Raw genomic sequence first — 18672 nt, forward strand, 5'->3', positions numbered from 1 at the left:
GAAAAGTGTGAGGATCTACGATCCGTTTAGAAAGAAATGGATAGAAGAAGAAATAGAAACACCCTTTCCCTCGAAAGGATTGGTTGCCACGTTTCCCTTTGTCGATCTTCACGTTCATGTTCGCCTCAATGGTGGAGAAGATTACAGCTCCTTAGAAGAAGCCTCCCTTGTGGGAGGCTTTTTTAAAGTGGTGGTACAGCCCAATACAAAGCCACTCATAGACAGCAAAGAAGTTCTGGAAAGACACCTGGATCTCTCCAAAAACAGAGCGGTCGAGTTTCTCTTTGCCGTTTCTCCCTTCGGATCGATCGAAGCTGAAGGAGAAAGAGTGGTGGGCTTTTCAACGGACGGCATAGAGTACGACTACCCTACACTCGTTGAAACGATGAAAAAGAAAAAGAAAGCCCTCTGGTTCGACCACAGCCAGATGTACGAGGTGGATGGAATCTTCTACGAGGGAGCTCCTCTACCGTTTCAGAAAAGACCGAGATCGAACGAAGCGATAGCCATAGCACGAACCGTTCTGACGGGCCTTGAGTACGGATTCGAAAGATTCCACATCCAGCATGTAACAACGAAGTACTCCGTAGAAGTGATATCGTTTTTGAAGAACCTGGCAAAGGTCAGCTGTGAAGTAACACCGCACCACCTGTTTTTCTGCTACGAAGACATCAAAAACACGAACTTCAAGATCAACCCTCCTCTCGGATCTCCGGAGGATAGAAGAGCTCTCATTGAGGCCGTGAAAAAAGATGTGATCGATGTTCTAGCGACGGATCACGCGCCACACCACGAAAAACCGGACGATTTTCTCACCGCTCCCTACGGCTCAACATCCATAGAAATCGCCTTTCCTGCCTATTACACAGCCCTGGGTGATCTCGAACTCGTCGTAAAAAAACTCACGAAAAAGCCCCTCGAAGTGCTCGGTGTTGAAGCTCGTCTCACAGAAGATACTCTTGTGTTCATCGATCCGGAGGCAGAGTTCATCGTGGACGCAAAAAAATTCAAAAGCAAAGGGAAGAATTCCATGTTCGACGGTGTCAGACTGAAGGGAAAAGTGGTCGCTCTTAAACTCAAAGGAAGATGGGTGATGATAGATGGAGAGGTTATTGCTGACCAAAAAGAAAACGATTAGAGTGAACGAGGATACCTGGATCGTTCTCTTCGAGGAGCGGATCGATTTCTCTCCAGGACAGTTCGTCATGTTGGAGACACCGAAACTCGTCAGAAAGCCTTTCGTTCTCGGATACTGGGAAGATCACACAGCGATCTCCGTTCAGGTGAAGGGAAAGGGAACGAAGTGGATCGTCGAAGAAGCAGAGAAGATAAAAGGTCACGGTCCTCTTGGAAACGGCTTCGAAAAGCCTGGAAAAGGCCTTCTCATCATCTCTCCCACATGCCTCACGATGGCCGAAGCGTTCCGAAAGAAGATGAACGTGGATGTACTCGTGGGAAGCAGAACTCCCTTCCAGATACCACTTGATCACGAAACGGCCGTTGGTGATGAGGAGTTTTTGAGTAAACTCTCCTCCACGGGAGAGTACGACTGGTACCTCGTCTCCGGTTCTCGGGGAATGGAAAAAGTCTGCTGGGAACACCTGAAAGGAAAAGAAGTTTACTTCTCGCTCGAAGAATACATGGGATGCGGAATAGGAGCGTGTAAGTCCTGTGCCGTCTTCACAAAAGAGGGTGTGAAACACGTCTGCACCGATGGCCCTATATTCAGAGGTGATGAACTGTGCTGGAGCTGAAACCTCCCCTTGTTCTTCTCTCCGGTCCTGCCGGCTTTGGAGAGTATCTGAAGCTCATGGATCACAGATACGTGGGCGGTGTTTTGCTGAAAACCGTCACGCTCCATCCGAAAGAAGGAAACCCCACTCCCAGAATGGCAGACAGCGATTTCTACGTGATAAACAGGATCGGACTGGAAAACCCCGGAATACACGCGTTCGTTGAAAACATTCCGGAACTTCCCGTTCCCATGATCGCAAGTCTCGGCGGTGATTCTTTCGAGGAGTATCTGGAAGTGGCCCGTGTGTTCAAAAAGGTAGCGGACAGATTCTATGCGGTGGAGTTCAATTTCTCCTGTCCGAACGTGAAAGAAGGAGGACTCTCCATAGTCAAAAACGCGGAAGAGTGGAAGAAACTCCTGAACACACTTAGAAAAGAACTTCCCGACTCCTTCCTGATAGCGAAAGTGGGAGTAGAGGGTATCTTCGTGGAAGACGCTGCGGAATTCGTGATGAAAGCGGAATGGGACGGAATCACGCTCGTGAACACGGTGAGGGGACTGCATTTTGAAAAAGACACGATGATCTTAGGAGGACTTTCTGGTCCCGTGCTGAAACCGATCGCCCTCAGGGCAGTGTACGAAGTGAAGAAAAGATTCCCAGAACTCTTTGTGATAGCAAGCGGTGGTGTGTACTCCGTGAAAGACGCAGAAGAATTCCTGAAAGTGGGAGCGGACGTGATAGGAGTCGGAAGCGCTCTCTTCAAAGATCCCGGTGTTGTGGAAGAAATTGGAAAATATCTGCTGGAGGTGAAAAGATGACACCTGTTCTCAGTCTGGACATGGAAGATCCTATCAGATTCATCGACGAAAACGGCAGTTTCGAAGTGGTGAAGGTGGGGCACAACCTCGCCGTACACGGAAAAAAGATCTTCGACGAACTCGCAAAGAGGAATTTGAAGATAATCCTTGACCTGAAGTTCTGTGATATCCCTTCAACGGTGGAACGTTCCATAAAGAGCTGGGATCATCCGGCGATCATAGGTTTCACAGTTCACTCCTGCGCTGGATACGAAAGCGTGGAGAGAGCCCTCAGGACAACAGACAAACATGTGTTCGTTGTGGTGAAACTCACTTCCATGGAAGGATCTCTCGAGGATTACATGGACAGGATAGAAAAACTGAACAAGCTTGGGTGTGATTTCGTGCTTCCTGGTCCATGGGCAAAGGCTCTGAGAGAGAAGATAAAAGGCAAAATTCTCGTTCCCGGCATCAGAATGGAAGTGAAAGCAGACGATCAAAAGGACGTCGTAACGCTCGAAGAAATGAAGGGAATAGCGGATTTTGCTGTGCTCGGAAGAGAGATCTACCTGAGCGAAAATCCCGGAGAAAAGATCAAAAGAATAAAGGAGATGAGACTGTGATAAAGGAAATCCTCGAGAAAACCGGTGCTTTGATGGAGGGGCACTTCATTCTCTCTTCCGGGAAACACTCCTCAAGATACGTGCAGTGCGCACGTCTTTTCGAGTTCCCAGAGTACGGCGACATCGTGGGAGAAGAATTAGCAAAGCTTCTGAGGAAGTACGATGTGGAAACAGTAGTGGGTCCTGCGATGGGAGGAGTGATACTCTCGTACGTCGTCGCAAGGTACCTGAAAGCGAGGTCGTTGTTCGCGGAAAGAGAAAACGGAGTGATGAAACTCAGAAGGGGCTTTTTCGTAAGACCTGGTGAGAAAGCAGCGGTAGTTGAAGACGTGGTGACCACGGGTGGTTCTGTGAAGGAAGTGATAGAGCTCTTGAAAGAGTATGGAGCAAACGTGGTGTGTGTGGGTTCCATCATCGATCGCTCCGGCGGAAAAGTGGACTTTGGAGTTCCGTTCGAAAGTCTTCTGAAGCTCGACCTTCCGGTCTACGATCCTGAAGACTGTCCACTCTGCAAACAGGGAATCCCGGCAGAAAAACCGGGAAGCAGGGGGTTGAAATGATAATAAAAGGTGCCCTGGTGTGGAATGGAAGGGAGTTTGTTCAAAAAGATCTGTTCGTGGAAAACGGAGAATTCGTCGAAAAAGCAAATGAACCTGTCATTGATGCGAAAGGATACTTCCTCGTTCCGGGCTTTGTCGATTCACACGCACACGTTGTGGGAACGGGCTTTTCGAAACTCAGTGTCCAGTTCAACGATTGGGACGAGCTTTTCGAAAGAGATCTCACCAGTGAAGTTGTGGTGGGAAGGGGTTGGTTCGAAGAACCAGATGGATCGGTTGTTGAGAGGTTGGACAGAATCGAAGCGCCTGTCTTTCTCATAAGAAGGTGCGGTCACAAAGCGTTTCTCAACAAAAAAGCGATGGAGGTTCTGGGAGTCGAAGAAAGGTATCTCGTAGAGAACTTGGAAAAGATCTACGAATACGTCTTCAAAGAGAAAATAGCAGAATTCTACAGAGTAGGAGAAGAGGAATTTCTCAAACACGGTGTAACATTCGTTCAGAGCGATGACCTTTACGGTGTGAGCGTGGAAAGGCTTCTTTCCATTATAAAACACTCCAGAATCAGACTCTTCGAGAAGCTGAAACCAAAGGATCTAAAACCCGAACACTTCGGAGATCTCAACAAGAGAGTGCACGTTAAAGGAGTCAAAGTCTTCATGGACGGTTCCCTTGGAGCAAAAACGGCTCTCATCTCCGGTGAATACGACGACGGAACGCAGGGTGTGCAACTTCTCACAGAAGAAAAACTCGAAGAACTGGCTCGCTTCTGCGACGAACACGATCTCATTTTGAACGTTCACGCCATAGGAGACAGTGCGGTGAGCCTTGTTCTCGATGTTCTCGAAAGACACCGCGGTCACAGAATCATCCACGCTCAGTTCGTCCAGGAAAAGGATCTACAACGGGTGAAAAACACCACTTTTTCCGTTCAGCCACATTTCTTCTTCGAAGATCAGCCCCTTTTGAAGAAAGTCAAGGTGAACGCTCTTCACTATCCGTTCTACAGAATGTTCAAAGCGGGTGTTTCTATCTCTTTCTCTTCGGATTCTCCCGTTTCACCGTGTGACCCAAAATATATCGCAGAACACGCACTCAAAATGGGTTTCTCCAGAGAAGAAACGTTCTACCTGATGACGGAAGCGGGGGCAAGTCAGGTGGGAATAAAAACAGGAAAGATAGAAGCAGGGTACAGAGCAGACTTTTGTCTCTACGAGAGAAATCCACTTCTTTTCGAGGATGATCCCATTGCGGTGTTTGTGGAGGGGGAGAAGATTTATGAGAAAAACGGATCCTCTCATTGATATTTTCAAAAAGAACAAAGAGAGAATCGATATCCTTGGAAAAGCATGGGATATCTTTTATTTTGAAGGAAGAGCTCCCGATGTAGGTAAAAGGCGTGAGAATTTCATAGTTGAGATGATAAGAAAAGAACTTTCACACTTCATAAAATCCGTTAATCAAGCCCCAGACACAGAAAGAAACTGGGATATTGAAATAACTTTTCAAGACGACTCAACAAAGAGGTACAGTATAAAAACAACTGAAGGATTTTCCGACGTTAAAATAGCATGGGATGGATTCCCAACCAAAGATAGAATTTTAACTTTCAACTTCCAGGCAGATATATTCTACATTGCAAGAAACAAAGACAAAATAATACTATGCGTTATTGATTTAGAAAAATTGAGAGACCTACAGAGAGAAGTAGAAAAAAATGAATCAAAGTTGGAGGAGTACTACTCACTCCCGAGCAGCAACACAAACCCGCGTGGTTTTGGATTGAAGAGTTCTACTGTAAAAAGATTGATCGAGCTTTCAAAAAAAGAGGAAAACTATTTAGAGATCGATTACAAACCTTTTCCCGTTGAATTGATACTCAAAGCAAAAGAAGAATATTTCAAAGGATGGTACGATCTCATAAAAGAGTTGATAGAAAAATATCAACAGTGATCTTCAAAAAGAGTAGGTTTGCTGAGAATATCCTTTACCCTTTCTTCGGCCTTTTTTACGTATTCGGGATTTATCTCTATTCCAACAAAATGCCGTCCTGTTTTAACGGCAGCCACACAAGTTGTTCCTACACCAGCAAAAGGATCGAGAACGACATCTCCTTTAAAGGTGTAGAGCTGTATACAACGGTAAGGAAGTTCCTCAGGAAAGGGGGCAGGATGTCCTACTCTCTTAGCTGACTCTGGTGGAAATTTCCACACACTCCTTGTGAATTCTAAAAATTCTTCCCTTGTTATTGTTGATTTTGCTTCTCTATCACTGGGTTTTCTTCGCTTTAGATCTCCTTTACTCATTACAATTATATATTCGTGTTGATCTCTTAGCACGGGATTTACAGGAGACATCCACGAACCCCACGCAGTCGAAGAACCACTCACCGCTTCCCCTTTGTCCCAAATGATCTCTCCACGTATCAAAAAGCCTATCTTTTCAAACAAATGGATGAGATACGCATGAAGAGGAATGTACGGTTTTCTTCCAAGATTTGCTACATTAAAACAGGCTCTTCCACCCCAGACGAGAACCCTGTACACTTCTTTCATGATTTCTTCTATGAATTCAAGGTATTCATCAAGAGTCATATCTTCATCGTATTCTTTCCCTACATTGTACGGAGGTGAAGTCACCATGAGATGTATCGAACAGTCAGGTATTTTTTTCAGAACTTCTCTGGCATCCCCCTCAATGACCTTGTCTAAGAGATTTTCAGGAAGTGGGTTCTCGATGAGATCTTCCTCTGAAGGTTTTGGAAGGGAAAAGTTGGAATAGATCGCTCTACTATAAAATGGAGATGAATCATGGCTTTCCCGGCCTTTTACTCCAAAAGAACTGGTTCTTGTTGATTTTCTTCTCTTCACAATGTCATCCCCTGGGGATAGGAAAATAGAAAATGGAGCAGGCGGTGGGACTCGAACCCACACCCTCCGCCTTACCAAGGCGGCGCTCCACCGCTTGAAGCTACGCCTGCTCGCTTCTGTGGTTATTTTAACACACGAACCTTTTCCGTTCAAGATACTTCTTGATAACCCTTCTCTTTCAAAATCTGGGCTACTTCTTTATTCACCACGTATTTCGGAATATTACCCTTGAAAAAGTCCACCACAGATTGAGCAGCCATCATATTCATTCTGAGGATGGATTCCTTTGTATGCGCACCTATATGGGCTGTGGTGATGAGATTGGGACATTTGAAAAGAGGTGAATTGGGATTCGGAGGTTCCTCAGAGAAGACATCCAAGGCAGCACCTGCTATTCTTCCCTCTTTCAAAGCTTTCACGAGTGCTTCTTCATCTACCAGTCCTCCGCGGGAGGTGTTGATCAAAAAAGCAGATTTCTTCATGAGTGAGAGTTCTCTTTCTCCTATCATGTTCTTTGTACTTTCGTTCAGCGGAACATGGAGTGAGACGAAATCACTCTCTTTTAGAAGTTGATCCAGATCATCAACAGGGGTAGCCTCCAGTAATCTAACATTATCTTTACTCACATAAGGATCGTAGACCAGCACGTTCATTCCAAGGCAGACAGCCTTTTTAACCACTTCTCTTCCTATCGAGCCAAACCCCACCACACCCAGTGTTTTTCCAGAAACTTCCTGTCCCACCGTTCCTTCCCATTTTCTTTCGAGAAACAGTTTGTTGTGAGCCCATACAAGACCTCTAATCAGTGCGAAGATGAAAGCGATTGTGAGCTCTGCGACGGAAAGGGAATTTGCACCGGCTGTGATGGTAACGGGAATACCTTTTTTCGTGGCAGCTTCCAAATCTATGTTGTCCACCCCCACACCGTGCTTTGCTATGACTTTAAGACTGGAATTTTCTATCATTTCTGCTGTTACTGGGTGTGTTCCCACAATCAAAGCATCTACTTCCTTCAGGATGTCAGGATCTATAGTGTCGGATCTTATTATTTCGAAGCCTTCTTTTTTGAGGAATTCAACAGGTTCCTGGGAGTACTTTCCGAAGGTTCGTGTCACGATCAATACTTTTTTCATATCTTCCCCCTCCAGATTCAGTACTTCAATTCTGAAACCGCGAGTCTACTCCTGTTGAGAATTTCTATTGCCCTTGGATCTCTTGCTGCTAAAAGCGTGTATATCGTATCGAGAATCACAAGCTGGACTATTCTCGAAGTCATCGCATCGGTTCTTATTTTCGTCTCTTTTGTGTTGGTGGCAAGGACAACATTCGAGTACTTCGCAAGCGTGGATTTTCTATTCCCTGTGATAGCAACAACCGGCATTTTCATCTCTTTCGCTTTTTTAGCGAAGTTCACCACAGAGATCGTTTCTCCGGTGTGCGAAATGGCAACCAGCAGATCGTTTGGTGAAGCTGTAGCAAGAATGGTTGCTATGATGTGCTCATCGTTAGAAAACAGACAGTTCTTTCCTATTCTTGTGAATTTGTGAAACGCATCAAACGCAACAGCTGCCGAGGCCGCGAAACCGATGAATATGATCCTCTGAGCGTTTTTAAACAGATCGACGGCCTTTTCGATGGAATCGACATCCATCCAATTCAGTGTATCCAGGATGGCCCTCACTGTTGCTTTGAATATCTTCTCCGTGATGGTTTTCGTATCGTCCTCACTCGAGACATCTTCGTAGACGATCTCGAGCGGTGCCCTGGAGATGCTCTGAGCCAAAAGCACCTTGAACTGTTGAAAGCTGTTCAATCCCAGTTTTTTGTAAAACTTCACGACGGAAGCTTCACTCTTCACACCTGCTTTTTCGCTGAGATCGCTGATGGAACTCTCTATAATTCCCTTCGGATCAGAAAGGATGGTATCAGCTATTTTTTTCTCTGCATTCGTGAACTCATCGTATTTTTCCTTGATCCTCTGAATAACATCCACACTAAGACCTCCTTACACAGCGGTAGAACCTCCATCTATGTTTATGATACTGCCCGTCATAAATCCGGCTTCGTCACACGCCGCAAAGAGGATTGCGAAGGCAATTTCCTCTTCTTTCCCCAGTCTCTTCATGGGGATCCTGGAGGTCATCTTTTTCAGGAGTTCTTCTGGATTCGGAGAAGCCTTCACCCTCGCCATGAGCCCCTCAGACTGAGTGGTGCCTGGACACACCGCGTTGACCCTGATTCCGTAATCGACGTAGTCAACGGCAAGAGATCGTGTGAGTCCCAGGAGTGCTGCTTTTGAAACACTGTAGACACACCTTCTTGGAATCCCTATGAGTCCTGCTTCGGAGGAAACGTTCACAATGACTCCTCCGCCCTGTTTTTTCATCTGCTCGACAGCATATTTTGAAAGAAGGAAAGGCCCTTTGACGTTCACGGCTATCGTTTTGTCAAAGTCTTCCTCCGAAGTCTCTTCTATGTTCCCATAAGGCACAATACCAGCGTTGTTCACCAGGATGTCAAGCCTTCCGAACGTTTCCACTGTTTTCTTCACTATCTGTTCTGCATCTTTCGCCACATCTCCGAAGATAAACGCAGCTTCTCCTCCCCGACCCTTTATCAGCTCCACTGTTTCTTTTCCTTTTTCCTCAGAGATATCGTTAATTGCTACCTTCGCTCCTCTTTCTGCGAACATAATGGCTGCCTTCTTTCCGATGCCGGAACCTGCTCCTGTTATCAAAACCACTTTTCCTTGGAAATTCATAGCTTTGCTCCCTCCTTATCCAAAGATGAGATTCGGAATGAACAGTACGATCTGCGGAAAGAAAATAACCAGAAATATTGCCAGTATCGCCACAAACAGAAAAGGCCAGGATGCCTGTATGTATTCTTCTATGGTTGCACCGAGCACAGAGCAACCGGCATACATGGAAGCACCTACAGGCGGTGTCTGATTACCCATAGCAGCAGATAGAATGAACACCAAACCGAAGTGAACGGGATCTATTCCCACCTGTCTTGCCACAGGAAGCAGGATTGCTGTAAGCATGAGAATCAAAGCCGTTGCGTCCACAAACAAACCAGCGAAGACCAGGAACAAGGAGATCATTATCATCAGAACGTTTGGATTGGAAGATATTCCAAGGAGAAATTCCGCGAGCTTTTCCGGTATCCTTTCCCATATCATACCGTAACCAAAGATTGTAGACATTGAAAGTATGAACATCACACTACCGATATCACCAAGAGAATTCTCCAGGGTTTCCCAATAAAAGGTTTTGAAAGACATCTCCCTGTGTATTATGAATCCCACCAGCATTCCGTACAAAACTGCGAAAGAACCAACCTCCGAAGGGGTGAAGATACCGCCTCTCAAACCCACAATCAGCAAAACCGGAAACATAAGAGCCCAGATACTCTTTCCAAGAGATCTGAAAACTTCGTTTATCGGTGCTCGTTTCTCTCGTTCAGGTGCAAGGTTCAATCTTTTAGCAACAAACCATATGGTGATCATGTAAACCACCATCAAAAGAAGACCAGGTCCTATTCCCGCCGCAAAGAGCCTTCCTATGGAGACCTGACCGATTGTACCGTAAATGATGAAAGCGATACCGGGAGGGATAATAGGAGTGATCAGGGACGTCCAGACGTTCACGGCAACAGCGAATCCTCTTGGATAGCCTCGTCTGAGCATCTCTGGACCGAGCATCCTTGTTTCCATCGCCGCGTCCGCAATACTGGATCCGGAAACTCCTCCCATCAACGTGGAAAGAACAGCTGAAACCTGACCGAGTCCTCCTCTCATGTGACCAACGAGGGTAGAGGCAAAATCAAGGAGTCTTCTCGTCACACCGGCAGAATTCATCACATTACCAGCCACAATGAACATGGGAATAGCAAGCAGCGTGAAATTCACTGTTTGAGAAAGCAGTCTCTGTATCGGAATAGTGATGGGAAGTTCTGGATGCTGAAGAAACCAGAGGAATCCGGATATTCCTATAGCGAAGGCAACAGGCATGCCAAGCATCAGAAAAACAGCGAAGGCAATGAGCACTATGATCATGTCATCTTTCCTCCTTCTTGTTGCCTCTGAACTCTTCTATCAGCTTCAGTACAGTTGTTCTGAATAGCAAAATTGCACCAACAGGAACACTCAGTGTGACCCACGTGTAGCTGAAGTTTGGTATCCCCACGAAGGTTCTGTATCTTGTTTTATAGGAAAGATAAAAGCCCCACACGATAAGATAAACAATGAAAGCAAGGATAATGATGTAATTCACTACCCTGATGATCTTTTGAGTCCTTTCGGAAAATTTCTTCACAAGGATGTCCACAGACATCATCTTGTTTTCACGCCAGGCCACATCCACCGCAAAGAAACAGGCCCAGGCAAAGAAAAAGCTACTCATATCAACAGCCCAGTTTATTGGATGCTTTAGAAATCTGGCAACTCCTGAAGCAAAAACGAGAACAATCATAACCATAAGGAGAATCTTGGCGGCGTGTTTTTCAAACTTCAAAAGAATCTGGTCCACTTTTTTCACGTCTCTCACCTCTGTCTGAACAGAGTGAAAGCCCGACCCAGAAAGGGCCGGGCAATTGATGATTACTCTCCCTTCACTTCCTTGATCAACTGGTTGAGAGCATCCTCAAGACCGAGATTCTTGTAAGCCTGTTTTGCCCTTTCCATAAAGGCTTCCTTGTCGATTTCAGAAGCTGGTATCACTGTCATACCCTTTTCAATACACTTCTGTTTGTATTCTTCTTCGAGTTCTTTCATGATTTTGAGAGAAACTTCGATTCCCGCTTTGTCAATCTCTTCCTCAATAATCTTCTGATATTCCTTGGGCAGGCTGTTGAACCAGTCTGCGCTGACGATTTCGAAGTTGATGAGAAGGAAGTGTCCCGTTTCAGACATGTACTTCAAAACTTCGTATAGACCACCGTTGTAAACATTCGCGTAAGTGAGTTCTGCTCCATCGACCGCTTTCGTCTGGACCGCTGTGTAGATCTCTCCGAAGTTGACGGCAACAGGGATGGCACCAAGAGCTCTTATGGATTCCTGCCATGCAGGCGCACCGGGAGTTCTGATTCTCAAACCATTCAGGTCTTCCGGTTCCCTGATGGGTTTGTTTGTCACAAAGTGTCTGTAACCCTGCACCCAGTAGAAGGAGAGAACCTTTATACCGAATTTCTGTTCCAACTCTTTCAACCACTTCTGCATTGTTGGAGATTGCTTGATCTTCTTCAGAACCTCCATCGCCTCTTCAGGAGTTTTTGCGCCCATGAAATCGATGAAGTATGCAAGGTTCATGACGCCGATGTCTTTAACGTACATTCCAAGCCTTGCAGAGTCCGTGTTCCATCCCACAGGCGCTCCCATTCTGATCTGCTCGATGATGTCCTCTTCCACACCAAGCTGTGAACTCGGGAAGACTTCAATTCTAACATCGCCGTTCGTTCTCTCCTCAACTGCCTTGGCCCATTTCAGAAACGCCTGATGGTACGGTTCACCTGGAGCAAGAACGTGTCCAAATCTCAGTGTGTACTTTGCACCGAACACAGCCGACACTAAAAACACGCCTAAAATCAGCATCAAAAGAAGCTTTTTACCCATTAACCCACACCTCCTCGGTAAAAATATTTTTTTCTTATGGTACTATAACCATATCTTTGCAAAAAAATTTTATGTCTCAATCGGATAGAAAGTCAATGGTTAACATTTCTGTTACATAATGTGGTGATAGTATACTGATTAGGAGGGATGAGATGGGAGTTTTTTCTTTTCTTGGCGACAAATACCACGATCACGATCTCTTTCTGGAAACCTTGAAATATGCCTTAAACTGTGAGATCAATGATCTTCGTCCTGAGGATTTCCCAGAGATCAGAAAATTCCCAGATCTTGTTGTCATAGGACGCTGGAACCTCCTCGACGATGAAACACCGTGGTTCAAAGAGGAAGAAACAAAGATTCTGGAAGACTACGTGAGATCCGGAGGAATGCTCTTTGTCTGGCACTCCGGCCTTGCACGTTTTCCAGAGAGCTACAACAGGCTTGTTGGAGGAAGGTTCATCCACCATCCACCTCAGAAGAAAGTGAGATACTACGGCAAGGACGTTGAATTTGAACTCGTAGATGAACACTATTTCGTGGATCTGTATTCCGATGTGGAGATATTCCTCTGGAGTGAATCAGAAGACGGTACCTCCATCGCGGGCTGGATGAAAAGATATTACAACGGAAAAATACTGGCCCTCACACCCGCTCACAGTGAGGGCCTGAAGGATCAGGTCTTTAGAGATTTTTTGAAGAAAGTTCTCAACACCTTTGTTAATCAGGCTTCATGGTAACTCTCCACCGGATAGTCGATCTCCTCGAGTTTCTTCAAAACACTGTCCAGATCTTCCGTTTCAACAACCACTTTCTTCTCTTCCACGCTCACTTCGTAGTTTTTAACGCCCAGTTCTTCCAGCGCCTTCGAAATTCTCATTTTGCAGTGATTGCAGGAAATATCCGGAACGTTGAGTACGTACCTCATGGCAGCACCTCCTCAGATTTTGATCGTTCACTCTCTCACCCTCATAGAGTTGAGAGTCACAGTGATGGAACTGAAAGCCATGGCGAGTTCTGCGATCACCGGATGAAGCAATCCCATCATCGCCATTGGAATGGCTATCACATTGTAGAAGAAGGCCCAGAACAGGTTCTGTTTTATGATTTTGAAAGTCTTTCTTGATATTTCTATCGCATCGACGACTTTCGATATACCGCCCTTTGTTATGATGATGTCTGCGCTGTCGATGGCAAGGTCTGTTCCCGAACCTATCGCTATTCCAACATCTGCCCCTTTCAAAGCAGCGGCGTCGTTCATACCGTCTCCCACCATCGCAACTTTCTTTCCCTGGGCCTGGTAATATCTCACAAGGTCCAGTTTCTCAGAAGGTTTCACACCCGCGTGGAACTTCTCTATCCCAAGGCGTCTTGCAACCGCTTTTGCAGTCTTTTCATTGTCTCCCGTTATCATGACAGGTTCTATTCCCATCTCCCTGAGTCTTCTCACGGCCTCGGGACTGTCTTCTCTGATCGGATCTTCTATTGCGAGAAATCCTACAACTTCACCGTTTCTTCTCACCTCAACTACGGTCTTTCCTTCCTCCAGGAGAGACTCGTACTTTGAATAATCCAGAGGCTTCCCGACAAAATACTCTTCTCCCTTGTAACGTGCCCTCACTCCTTCTCCTGGGACTTCCTCCACGCTTTCTACCTCAACTACATTCTGAGAAAGTTCAGAAATTGCCTTTGCAAGAGGATGGTTCGAGTTTCTCTCCACGCTCGCTACGATCCTCACCAGTTCGTCGGAAAGGTTGTGATCCACCACCCTTGGACTGCCCTCGGTGAGCGTTCCTGTTTTGTCTGTGAGAACCACCCCAATGTCCTTCGATGTCTGAATCGCCTCGGCGTTTCTTATGAGAAGACCTTTCTTTGCCGCAAGTCCCGTTCCAGTCACAAGGGCCATGGGAGTTGCAAGACCAAGCGCACATGGACACGCTATGACGATCGTTGCAACGAAGACGAAGACAGAGAAGGTCAGCGGGTCACTGGTTTGTATGATCCAGGGAAAGATTTCTCTTGCCTTTTCTACAAAGGGTAGGAAGGTTTCGTAGTTGAAATACCACACCAGGGCACTGGCTATCGCAAGGACGATGATCGTGGGGACAAACCACATGGTGATTCTATCGGCGAGAGCCTGAATCGGCACCTTCGAACCCTGCGCTTCCTGAATCAATTTGATCATTTGAGACAAAAAGGTGTCTTCTCCTACTTTTGCGACTTTTATTTTGATAGGGCTCGATACATTCAAAGAACCACCGATTACTTCATCGTTTTCTCTCTTCAAAACCGGTATGGATTCTCCCGTCACTACGGACTCATCGATTGAAGACTGGCCTTCCACGATCACCCCATCCACGGGTATTCTTTCGCCGGGCTTCACGAGTACGATGAAATCCTCTTTCACCGCCTCTATCGGCATCATCACTTCTCCTTCATCGGTGATGACACGGGCTTCTTTCGCCTGAAGTTTCAGAAGGGCTTTGATTTCTTTGCTGGCCCTGTCACGCAGGTAAGACTCTATGAAACGTCCGGTGATATGAAACGCAACGATCATGGCACCTATGGCACCGAAAGACATCACGGGAAGTCCTATACTGTCGAGAACAGCCGTTACCCAGGAAGTCACCGCACCGAAGAAGATGAGTGTGTCCATGTTCGTGTGCTTATGTGTGAGGGCTATCCATGCCCCTCTGATCGTTCCTCTGCCCACATAGAACGTAACGAACGCACCTGCGAAGACCTCTATCCAGGTGAAATACGGCACCTTGGAAACAAACATGTGATAAATCATAAGGAGGGCAAGAGGAGCCGTGACGAGCCAGGCAAGGATCAAATTCTTTTTCGATTCTTCGTAACGCTTTCTTTCCACGTCCTCTGGTGATTCTGTACTGATTCCATAACCTACCTCTTCCACCGCTTTTTTGATTTCCTCGAAGGATAACTCTCTTTCTGCCACGATGAAACCCGTGGAGGTTGCCAGATTCACCGCTGCGAATTTCACCCCGTCGAGTTTTCTCAGGGCCTTTTCAACGGTTTTCGCACATGTGGCACACGTCATTCCTGTTACGGTGAAGGTCTTCTTTATCCCTTCATTCTTCACAGCACGATCCTCCATTGTCCTCTGATCGGCCATCTTGCCACACCTCCCTCGCCCAGGTTTCTGCAATGCACGCTCCCATGGTGACAGCAACTTCGAGGATCTCTTTTATTTCATCCTTTGTGGCACCCATTTCGATCGCTTTCTGATAATATCCCTGAGCACAGGGTTTGCACTTTTCCACAACCGCTATGGCTAAAGCCGTCAGCACTTTGTACTTTGCAGGGATAGAACCGTCAGCGAAAGCCTTGTTTCTCATTCTTACAACGGCACCACTCACTTCAGGGAATTCCTTTCTCCAGCGTTCAAATTCACTCATCCTGGATCCTCCTTTTCATTCTTTCGTACTCTTCTTCGGTGATCTCACCGCGGGCAAACCTTTCCTTCAGTATCTCAAGAGCCTTTTTGTTACTGGTTCTTCCTTCCGTTTTCTCATGTCTTTCTCCTCCAAGCCACCTGAAGAGAAAGGCAAAGAGAACCACCAGAATAACTGCCCAGAAAATCATCATGATAACTCCTCCCCAGTTCCAGGGCCAGAAGCCCCAGCTCCAAAAACAAAAAGGACACATCGTTGATTCCTCCTCTCAAATTATGCTACACTAATTGTAGCACATTATGAGAGACTAATTCAAGTCGAATTTTTCCAGTAAGGAGGTGGATTTTATGAAAGTGAAGGATCCCGTCTGCGGAATGAAGATCGAAAAGGAAGAGGCGGTGGAAAAGGTGGAATACATGGGGAAAGAGTACTACTTCTGTTCTCACAAATGCGCTGAAAAGTTCAAAGACAATCCAGAACAGTACGCTCATCAGGGAAGATCACGCGGTTGTTGTCATTGAAAAAGGCGCCGTCCGGCGCCTTTTATTCATTCAGGATCTTTTCTATCTCTTCCATTACTTCATCTGTGAGTTTTTCTTTGATCTCGACTGCTTTCAGGTTCTCTTCGAGCTGTTCTGGTCTGCTCACTCCGAGAATGACACTGCTGACGTTTTTGTTTTTCAAGATCCACGCGATGGCAAGCTGTGGAAGGCTCGCTCCGAGCTGGTCCGCTATATTCTGGAGTTTTCTGAGCTTTTCGAAGGTTTTTTCGTTGAGAAGACCTCCCTCTTCAAGCCACTTCCTCACCTGCGGGAACGTGGCAAGTCTTGAATTCTCTGGAATTCCGTTGTTGTATTTTCCAGAAAGAAGGCCAGACGCGAGAGGTGAATAAGTAGTCAGCCCCATGCCGTACTTTTCGTAGAGAGGTGCGTACTCCTTTTCCACCCTTTCTCTCACGAACATGTTGTACTGCGGTTGCTCCACGATGGGAGGCATGACGCCCAGTTCCTTACAAACCCTGTGCGCTTCCTCTATCTCCTTTGCACTCCACTCAGAGGTTCCCCAGTAGAGTGCAAGCCCTTCTCTCAAAATGTAGTCCATCGCGAAGACAACTTCTTCCATGGGAACGTTCGGATCGGGTCTGTGACAGTAGAGGATATCCACATAGTCCATCTGAAGCCTCTTCAAAGAGTTCCAGGTTCCCTCGAGAAGATGCTTCTTCGAAAGCCCCAGATCGTTCGGGCCACTTCCACCCCAGAAGATCTTTGTGGAAACGACGAGGTCCTCTCTTCTGAAGTTCTTGAGTATTTTTCCAAGCATCGCCTCTGCTATTCCACCTGCGTACGCCTCTGCCGTGTCGAAGAAGTTTATTCCACTGTTGAACGCCTTTTTCACCACTTCTGTGGCAGTATCGAGGTCGAGCTGTTTTCCAAACGTGAGCCAGGATCCAAGAGAGAGTTCGCTGATCTTGACGCCCCATTTTCCTACTTTTCTGTACTCCATTGAAAACACCTCCTTACAGTAGACTTGAAACGAGCACTCTGTTTCCCCCCGATTTCACACAGGCTTCTATAAATGCAAGATCCTTCAGAGCCTGAACCGGACTTCCCAGATCGTTCGATTTTCCCTCCACAACCACGTGATAGAAATCTTCAAACTCTTTCTGGTAGCTGTTTTCCTGTGGAACTCTTATTTCCTCTTCGTTCAGAACGATCCTGTCCCAGGATATTGAAATTCTTCCCTTCGTTCCTGTGATTTCAAACCGCTCTTTTCCCTTCAGAGAGTACGAAACCGTGTAGTTTCCGACTGTGCCGTTTTCGAACTCGAATATAGAGGAAAGAAAATCCATTCCCCCGAGAAGCGGAGAAAGATCCTTCGCAACGGCGGAAACCCATTCTATCTCACCAAGGATCAACCTCATCGCCGCCGCGTGGTGAACACCACCGTCCGAGAGAAAACCTCCAACGTGTTTCGGTTTCTTCCTCCAGTCGGTGTGAACGTATTTGTTGTTTTCGTCCATTCCCACCCAGATCTGCCAGCTCATGAAAACAGGATCACCTATCGACCCGCTCTCAACCAGTTCTTTTGCCTTCCAGAACGCTGGAACGTGTCTGAAATTTTCCGCGATGTAGACTGTTTTTTCAGACTTTTTTGACAACTCGACAACTTTCTTTCCCGTTTCTACGTCCGTTGAAATGGGTTTTTCACAGATCACATGGACTCCTTTTTGAAGGGCCTTTTCAATGAACGAGAGGTTCAATTCAACGGGAAGTGTGAGGTCGACCGCGTCAACAAGACCAGAATCCAAAAGTTCCTCGTATCTATCGAAAACAACAGGATTTCCGACCATTTTCGCGAACTCTTCAGCGTGAGACTTCGTTCTACTCGTGACAGCCGTGATCTCAAAGAGATGGGAAAGGTTCTTCAGAGCAGGAAGGTGCAGCTCTCGAGCGGCGATTCCACACCCCACAACACCCAATCTGATCTTTCTCAAAGGCTTCACCTTCTTTCATGTGGTTTCCAAATACATTATAGTTTGAAAATGTTTTCATTTCAATGTTCAGTGAAGACGTCGATCCAGGGTTTTTCAAATGAAAAAGCGGTGTAGAAGATTATGGAGATGATGAAAAGTACAACTATCACTGTTTTGAAATCTGTTCCGAGAGAATTTCTTTCCAGATTTCTCTCGAAAATTTCCGACAGGATCGCAGCAAGGAAGGTTACCACAAAAGCCCAGGAAAGATCCACAGCAAGCGATTCGATGTGTCCAAAGAACACAGGAAGCATGTACCAGATGAGCACTATGAACCAGGGAAGAAGAACTGTTGATAGGATACGAGGATACCAGAACCCGTGTTTTTTCTTTGCGAAGAAATACTCGATGATATTCGTGAAAAAGTACGCCCAGAAGCCGATCTTGAGATGTTCAAAGACAGACTCGTCAACTCCACAGATGGGCTTTAAGAATTCCCAGCCGGAGAGTTCGTAGCCAAAGTGAAGAACAGCGTAGATACCCAGAAAGATCAAAGCCTTCCAGAGCATCATCACACCTCCCCTATACG

At 46.3% G+C, this 18672-nt stretch carries 23 protein-coding genes and 1 tRNA gene; 9 read left to right on the plus strand and 15 right to left on the minus strand.

Annotated features, from left to right (window positions below; genetic code table 11):
* Positions 1-7: 7 nt before the first annotated feature.
* Genes TRQ2_RS03065 through TRQ2_RS03095 form a run of 7 tightly spaced genes read left to right on the plus strand, consistent with a single transcriptional unit; the run spans position 8 to position 5666 of the window.
* A complete protein-coding gene (locus TRQ2_RS03065; protein WP_004083103.1) occupies positions 8-1138 on the plus strand; it encodes a dihydroorotase in 1131 nt (376 codons plus the stop codon).
* Positions 1101-1754, plus strand: a complete 654-nt coding sequence (locus TRQ2_RS03070; RefSeq protein WP_010865096.1) for a dihydroorotate dehydrogenase — start codon at positions 1101-1103, stop codon at positions 1752-1754. Before TRQ2_RS03065 ends, TRQ2_RS03070 begins: the two co-directional genes overlap by 38 nt.
* Positions 1742-2554, plus strand: a complete 813-nt coding sequence (locus TRQ2_RS03075) for a dihydroorotate dehydrogenase (RefSeq protein WP_012310634.1) — start codon at positions 1742-1744, stop codon at positions 2552-2554. Before TRQ2_RS03070 ends, TRQ2_RS03075 begins: the two co-directional genes overlap by 13 nt.
* The gene (gene pyrF, locus TRQ2_RS03080) at positions 2551-3156 is read left to right on the plus strand and encodes an orotidine-5'-phosphate decarboxylase (protein ID WP_011943203.1); all 606 of its coding nucleotides are present in this window, start codon (positions 2551-2553) and stop codon (positions 3154-3156) included. Before TRQ2_RS03075 ends, pyrF begins: the two co-directional genes overlap by 4 nt.
* On the plus strand, positions 3153-3716 hold the full coding sequence (gene pyrE, locus TRQ2_RS03085) for an orotate phosphoribosyltransferase (RefSeq protein ID WP_011943204.1): 564 nt from the start codon (positions 3153-3155) through the stop codon (positions 3714-3716). Before pyrF ends, pyrE begins: the two co-directional genes overlap by 4 nt.
* Positions 3713-5017: an amidohydrolase family protein gene (locus TRQ2_RS03090; RefSeq protein ID WP_011943205.1), complete on the plus strand. Its 1305-nt coding sequence runs from the start codon at positions 3713-3715 to the stop codon at positions 5015-5017. The genes pyrE and TRQ2_RS03090 overlap by 4 nt, the downstream gene beginning before the upstream one ends.
* A complete protein-coding gene (locus TRQ2_RS03095; protein WP_004083091.1) occupies positions 4992-5666 on the plus strand; it encodes a hypothetical protein in 675 nt (224 codons plus the stop codon). Before TRQ2_RS03090 ends, TRQ2_RS03095 begins: the two co-directional genes overlap by 26 nt.
* Here TRQ2_RS03095 and TRQ2_RS03100 read toward each other — a convergent pair.
* The 8 genes from TRQ2_RS03100 to TRQ2_RS03135 all read right to left on the minus strand — a co-directional run bounded on the left by TRQ2_RS03100 (position 5657) and on the right by TRQ2_RS03135 (position 12197).
* Positions 5657-6583, minus strand: coding sequence for a site-specific DNA-methyltransferase (locus tag TRQ2_RS03100; protein WP_008193633.1), 927 nt, complete (start codon positions 6581-6583; stop codon positions 5657-5659). The genes TRQ2_RS03095 and TRQ2_RS03100 overlap by 10 nt on opposite strands.
* A gap of 33 nt (positions 6584-6616) precedes the next feature.
* Positions 6617-6693, minus strand: a tRNA-Thr gene (locus TRQ2_RS03105).
* 39 nt (positions 6694-6732) lie between these two features.
* Positions 6733-7716 (minus strand): phosphoglycerate dehydrogenase, encoded by a 984-nt coding sequence (locus tag TRQ2_RS03110; protein WP_011943206.1) that lies wholly within the window; start codon positions 7714-7716, stop codon positions 6733-6735.
* A 17-nt stretch (positions 7717-7733) separates the two neighbouring features.
* Positions 7734-8576, minus strand: coding sequence for a MurR/RpiR family transcriptional regulator (locus tag TRQ2_RS03115; RefSeq protein WP_011943207.1), 843 nt, complete (start codon positions 8574-8576; stop codon positions 7734-7736).
* 12 nt (positions 8577-8588) lie between these two features.
* Positions 8589-9344, minus strand: coding sequence for an SDR family NAD(P)-dependent oxidoreductase (locus TRQ2_RS03120; RefSeq protein WP_011943208.1), 756 nt, complete (start codon positions 9342-9344; stop codon positions 8589-8591).
* Positions 9345-9359: 15 nt separating this feature from the next.
* The gene (locus TRQ2_RS03125) at positions 9360-10643 is read right to left on the minus strand and encodes a TRAP transporter large permease subunit (protein WP_011943209.1); all 1284 of its coding nucleotides are present in this window, start codon (positions 10641-10643) and stop codon (positions 9360-9362) included.
* 1 nt (position 10644) lies between these two features.
* Complete coding sequence (locus TRQ2_RS03130; RefSeq protein WP_011943210.1) at positions 10645-11124, minus strand: TRAP transporter small permease; 480 nt, start codon at positions 11122-11124, stop codon at positions 10645-10647.
* Positions 11125-11186: 62 nt separating this feature from the next.
* Complete coding sequence (locus TRQ2_RS03135; protein WP_011943211.1) at positions 11187-12197, minus strand: C4-dicarboxylate TRAP transporter substrate-binding protein; 1011 nt, start codon at positions 12195-12197, stop codon at positions 11187-11189.
* A gap of 152 nt (positions 12198-12349) precedes the next feature.
* Between TRQ2_RS03135 and TRQ2_RS03140 the strand changes: the two genes are divergently transcribed.
* Positions 12350-12934, plus strand: a complete 585-nt coding sequence (locus tag TRQ2_RS03140; protein WP_011943212.1) for a ThuA domain-containing protein — start codon at positions 12350-12352, stop codon at positions 12932-12934.
* Here the strand turns inward: TRQ2_RS03140 and TRQ2_RS03145 are convergent.
* The 4 genes from TRQ2_RS03145 to TRQ2_RS03160 are packed head-to-tail and all read right to left on the minus strand — an operon-like array spanning position 12919 to position 15863.
* On the minus strand, positions 12919-13122 hold the full coding sequence (locus TRQ2_RS03145) for a heavy-metal-associated domain-containing protein (protein ID WP_011943213.1): 204 nt from the start codon (positions 13120-13122) through the stop codon (positions 12919-12921). The two genes, TRQ2_RS03140 and TRQ2_RS03145, sit on opposite strands and share 16 nt — an antisense overlap.
* Positions 13123-13149: 27 nt before the next feature.
* A complete protein-coding gene (locus tag TRQ2_RS03150; protein WP_012310635.1) occupies positions 13150-15330 on the minus strand; it encodes a cation-translocating P-type ATPase in 2181 nt (726 codons plus the stop codon).
* The gene (locus TRQ2_RS03155; RefSeq protein ID WP_012310636.1) at positions 15287-15613 is read right to left on the minus strand and encodes a carboxymuconolactone decarboxylase family protein; all 327 of its coding nucleotides are present in this window, start codon (positions 15611-15613) and stop codon (positions 15287-15289) included. Before TRQ2_RS03155 ends, TRQ2_RS03150 begins: the two co-directional genes overlap by 44 nt.
* Positions 15606-15863: a PLB family transporter gene (locus TRQ2_RS03160; RefSeq protein ID WP_012310637.1), complete on the minus strand. Its 258-nt coding sequence runs from the start codon at positions 15861-15863 to the stop codon at positions 15606-15608. The genes TRQ2_RS03155 and TRQ2_RS03160 overlap by 8 nt, the downstream gene beginning before the upstream one ends.
* A 94-nt stretch (positions 15864-15957) precedes the next feature.
* On the opposite strand from TRQ2_RS03160, the gene TRQ2_RS09615 reads away from it, so the two are divergent.
* The gene (locus tag TRQ2_RS09615) at positions 15958-16131 is read left to right on the plus strand and encodes a YHS domain-containing protein (protein ID WP_012310638.1); all 174 of its coding nucleotides are present in this window, start codon (positions 15958-15960) and stop codon (positions 16129-16131) included.
* A gap of 22 nt (positions 16132-16153) precedes the next feature.
* Here TRQ2_RS09615 and TRQ2_RS03165 read toward each other — a convergent pair whose 3' ends face one another.
* From TRQ2_RS03165 to TRQ2_RS03175, 3 genes are read right to left on the minus strand one after another with little or no spacing between them, the layout of a single operon-like run.
* Positions 16154-17113, minus strand: coding sequence for an aldo/keto reductase (locus TRQ2_RS03165; protein ID WP_012310639.1), 960 nt, complete (start codon positions 17111-17113; stop codon positions 16154-16156).
* A 13-nt stretch (positions 17114-17126) separates the two neighbouring features.
* On the minus strand, positions 17127-18104 hold the full coding sequence (locus tag TRQ2_RS03170; protein ID WP_012310640.1) for a Gfo/Idh/MocA family protein: 978 nt from the start codon (positions 18102-18104) through the stop codon (positions 17127-17129).
* A gap of 59 nt (positions 18105-18163) precedes the next feature.
* Complete coding sequence (locus tag TRQ2_RS03175; RefSeq protein WP_011943218.1) at positions 18164-18652, minus strand: DUF6512 family protein; 489 nt, start codon at positions 18650-18652, stop codon at positions 18164-18166.
* Positions 18653-18672: the final 20 nt, after the last annotated feature.

The sequence above is a fragment of the Thermotoga sp. RQ2 genome, assembly GCF_000019625.1.
GTDB classification, from domain to species: Bacteria; Thermotogota; Thermotogae; order Thermotogales; family Thermotogaceae; genus Thermotoga; species Thermotoga maritima.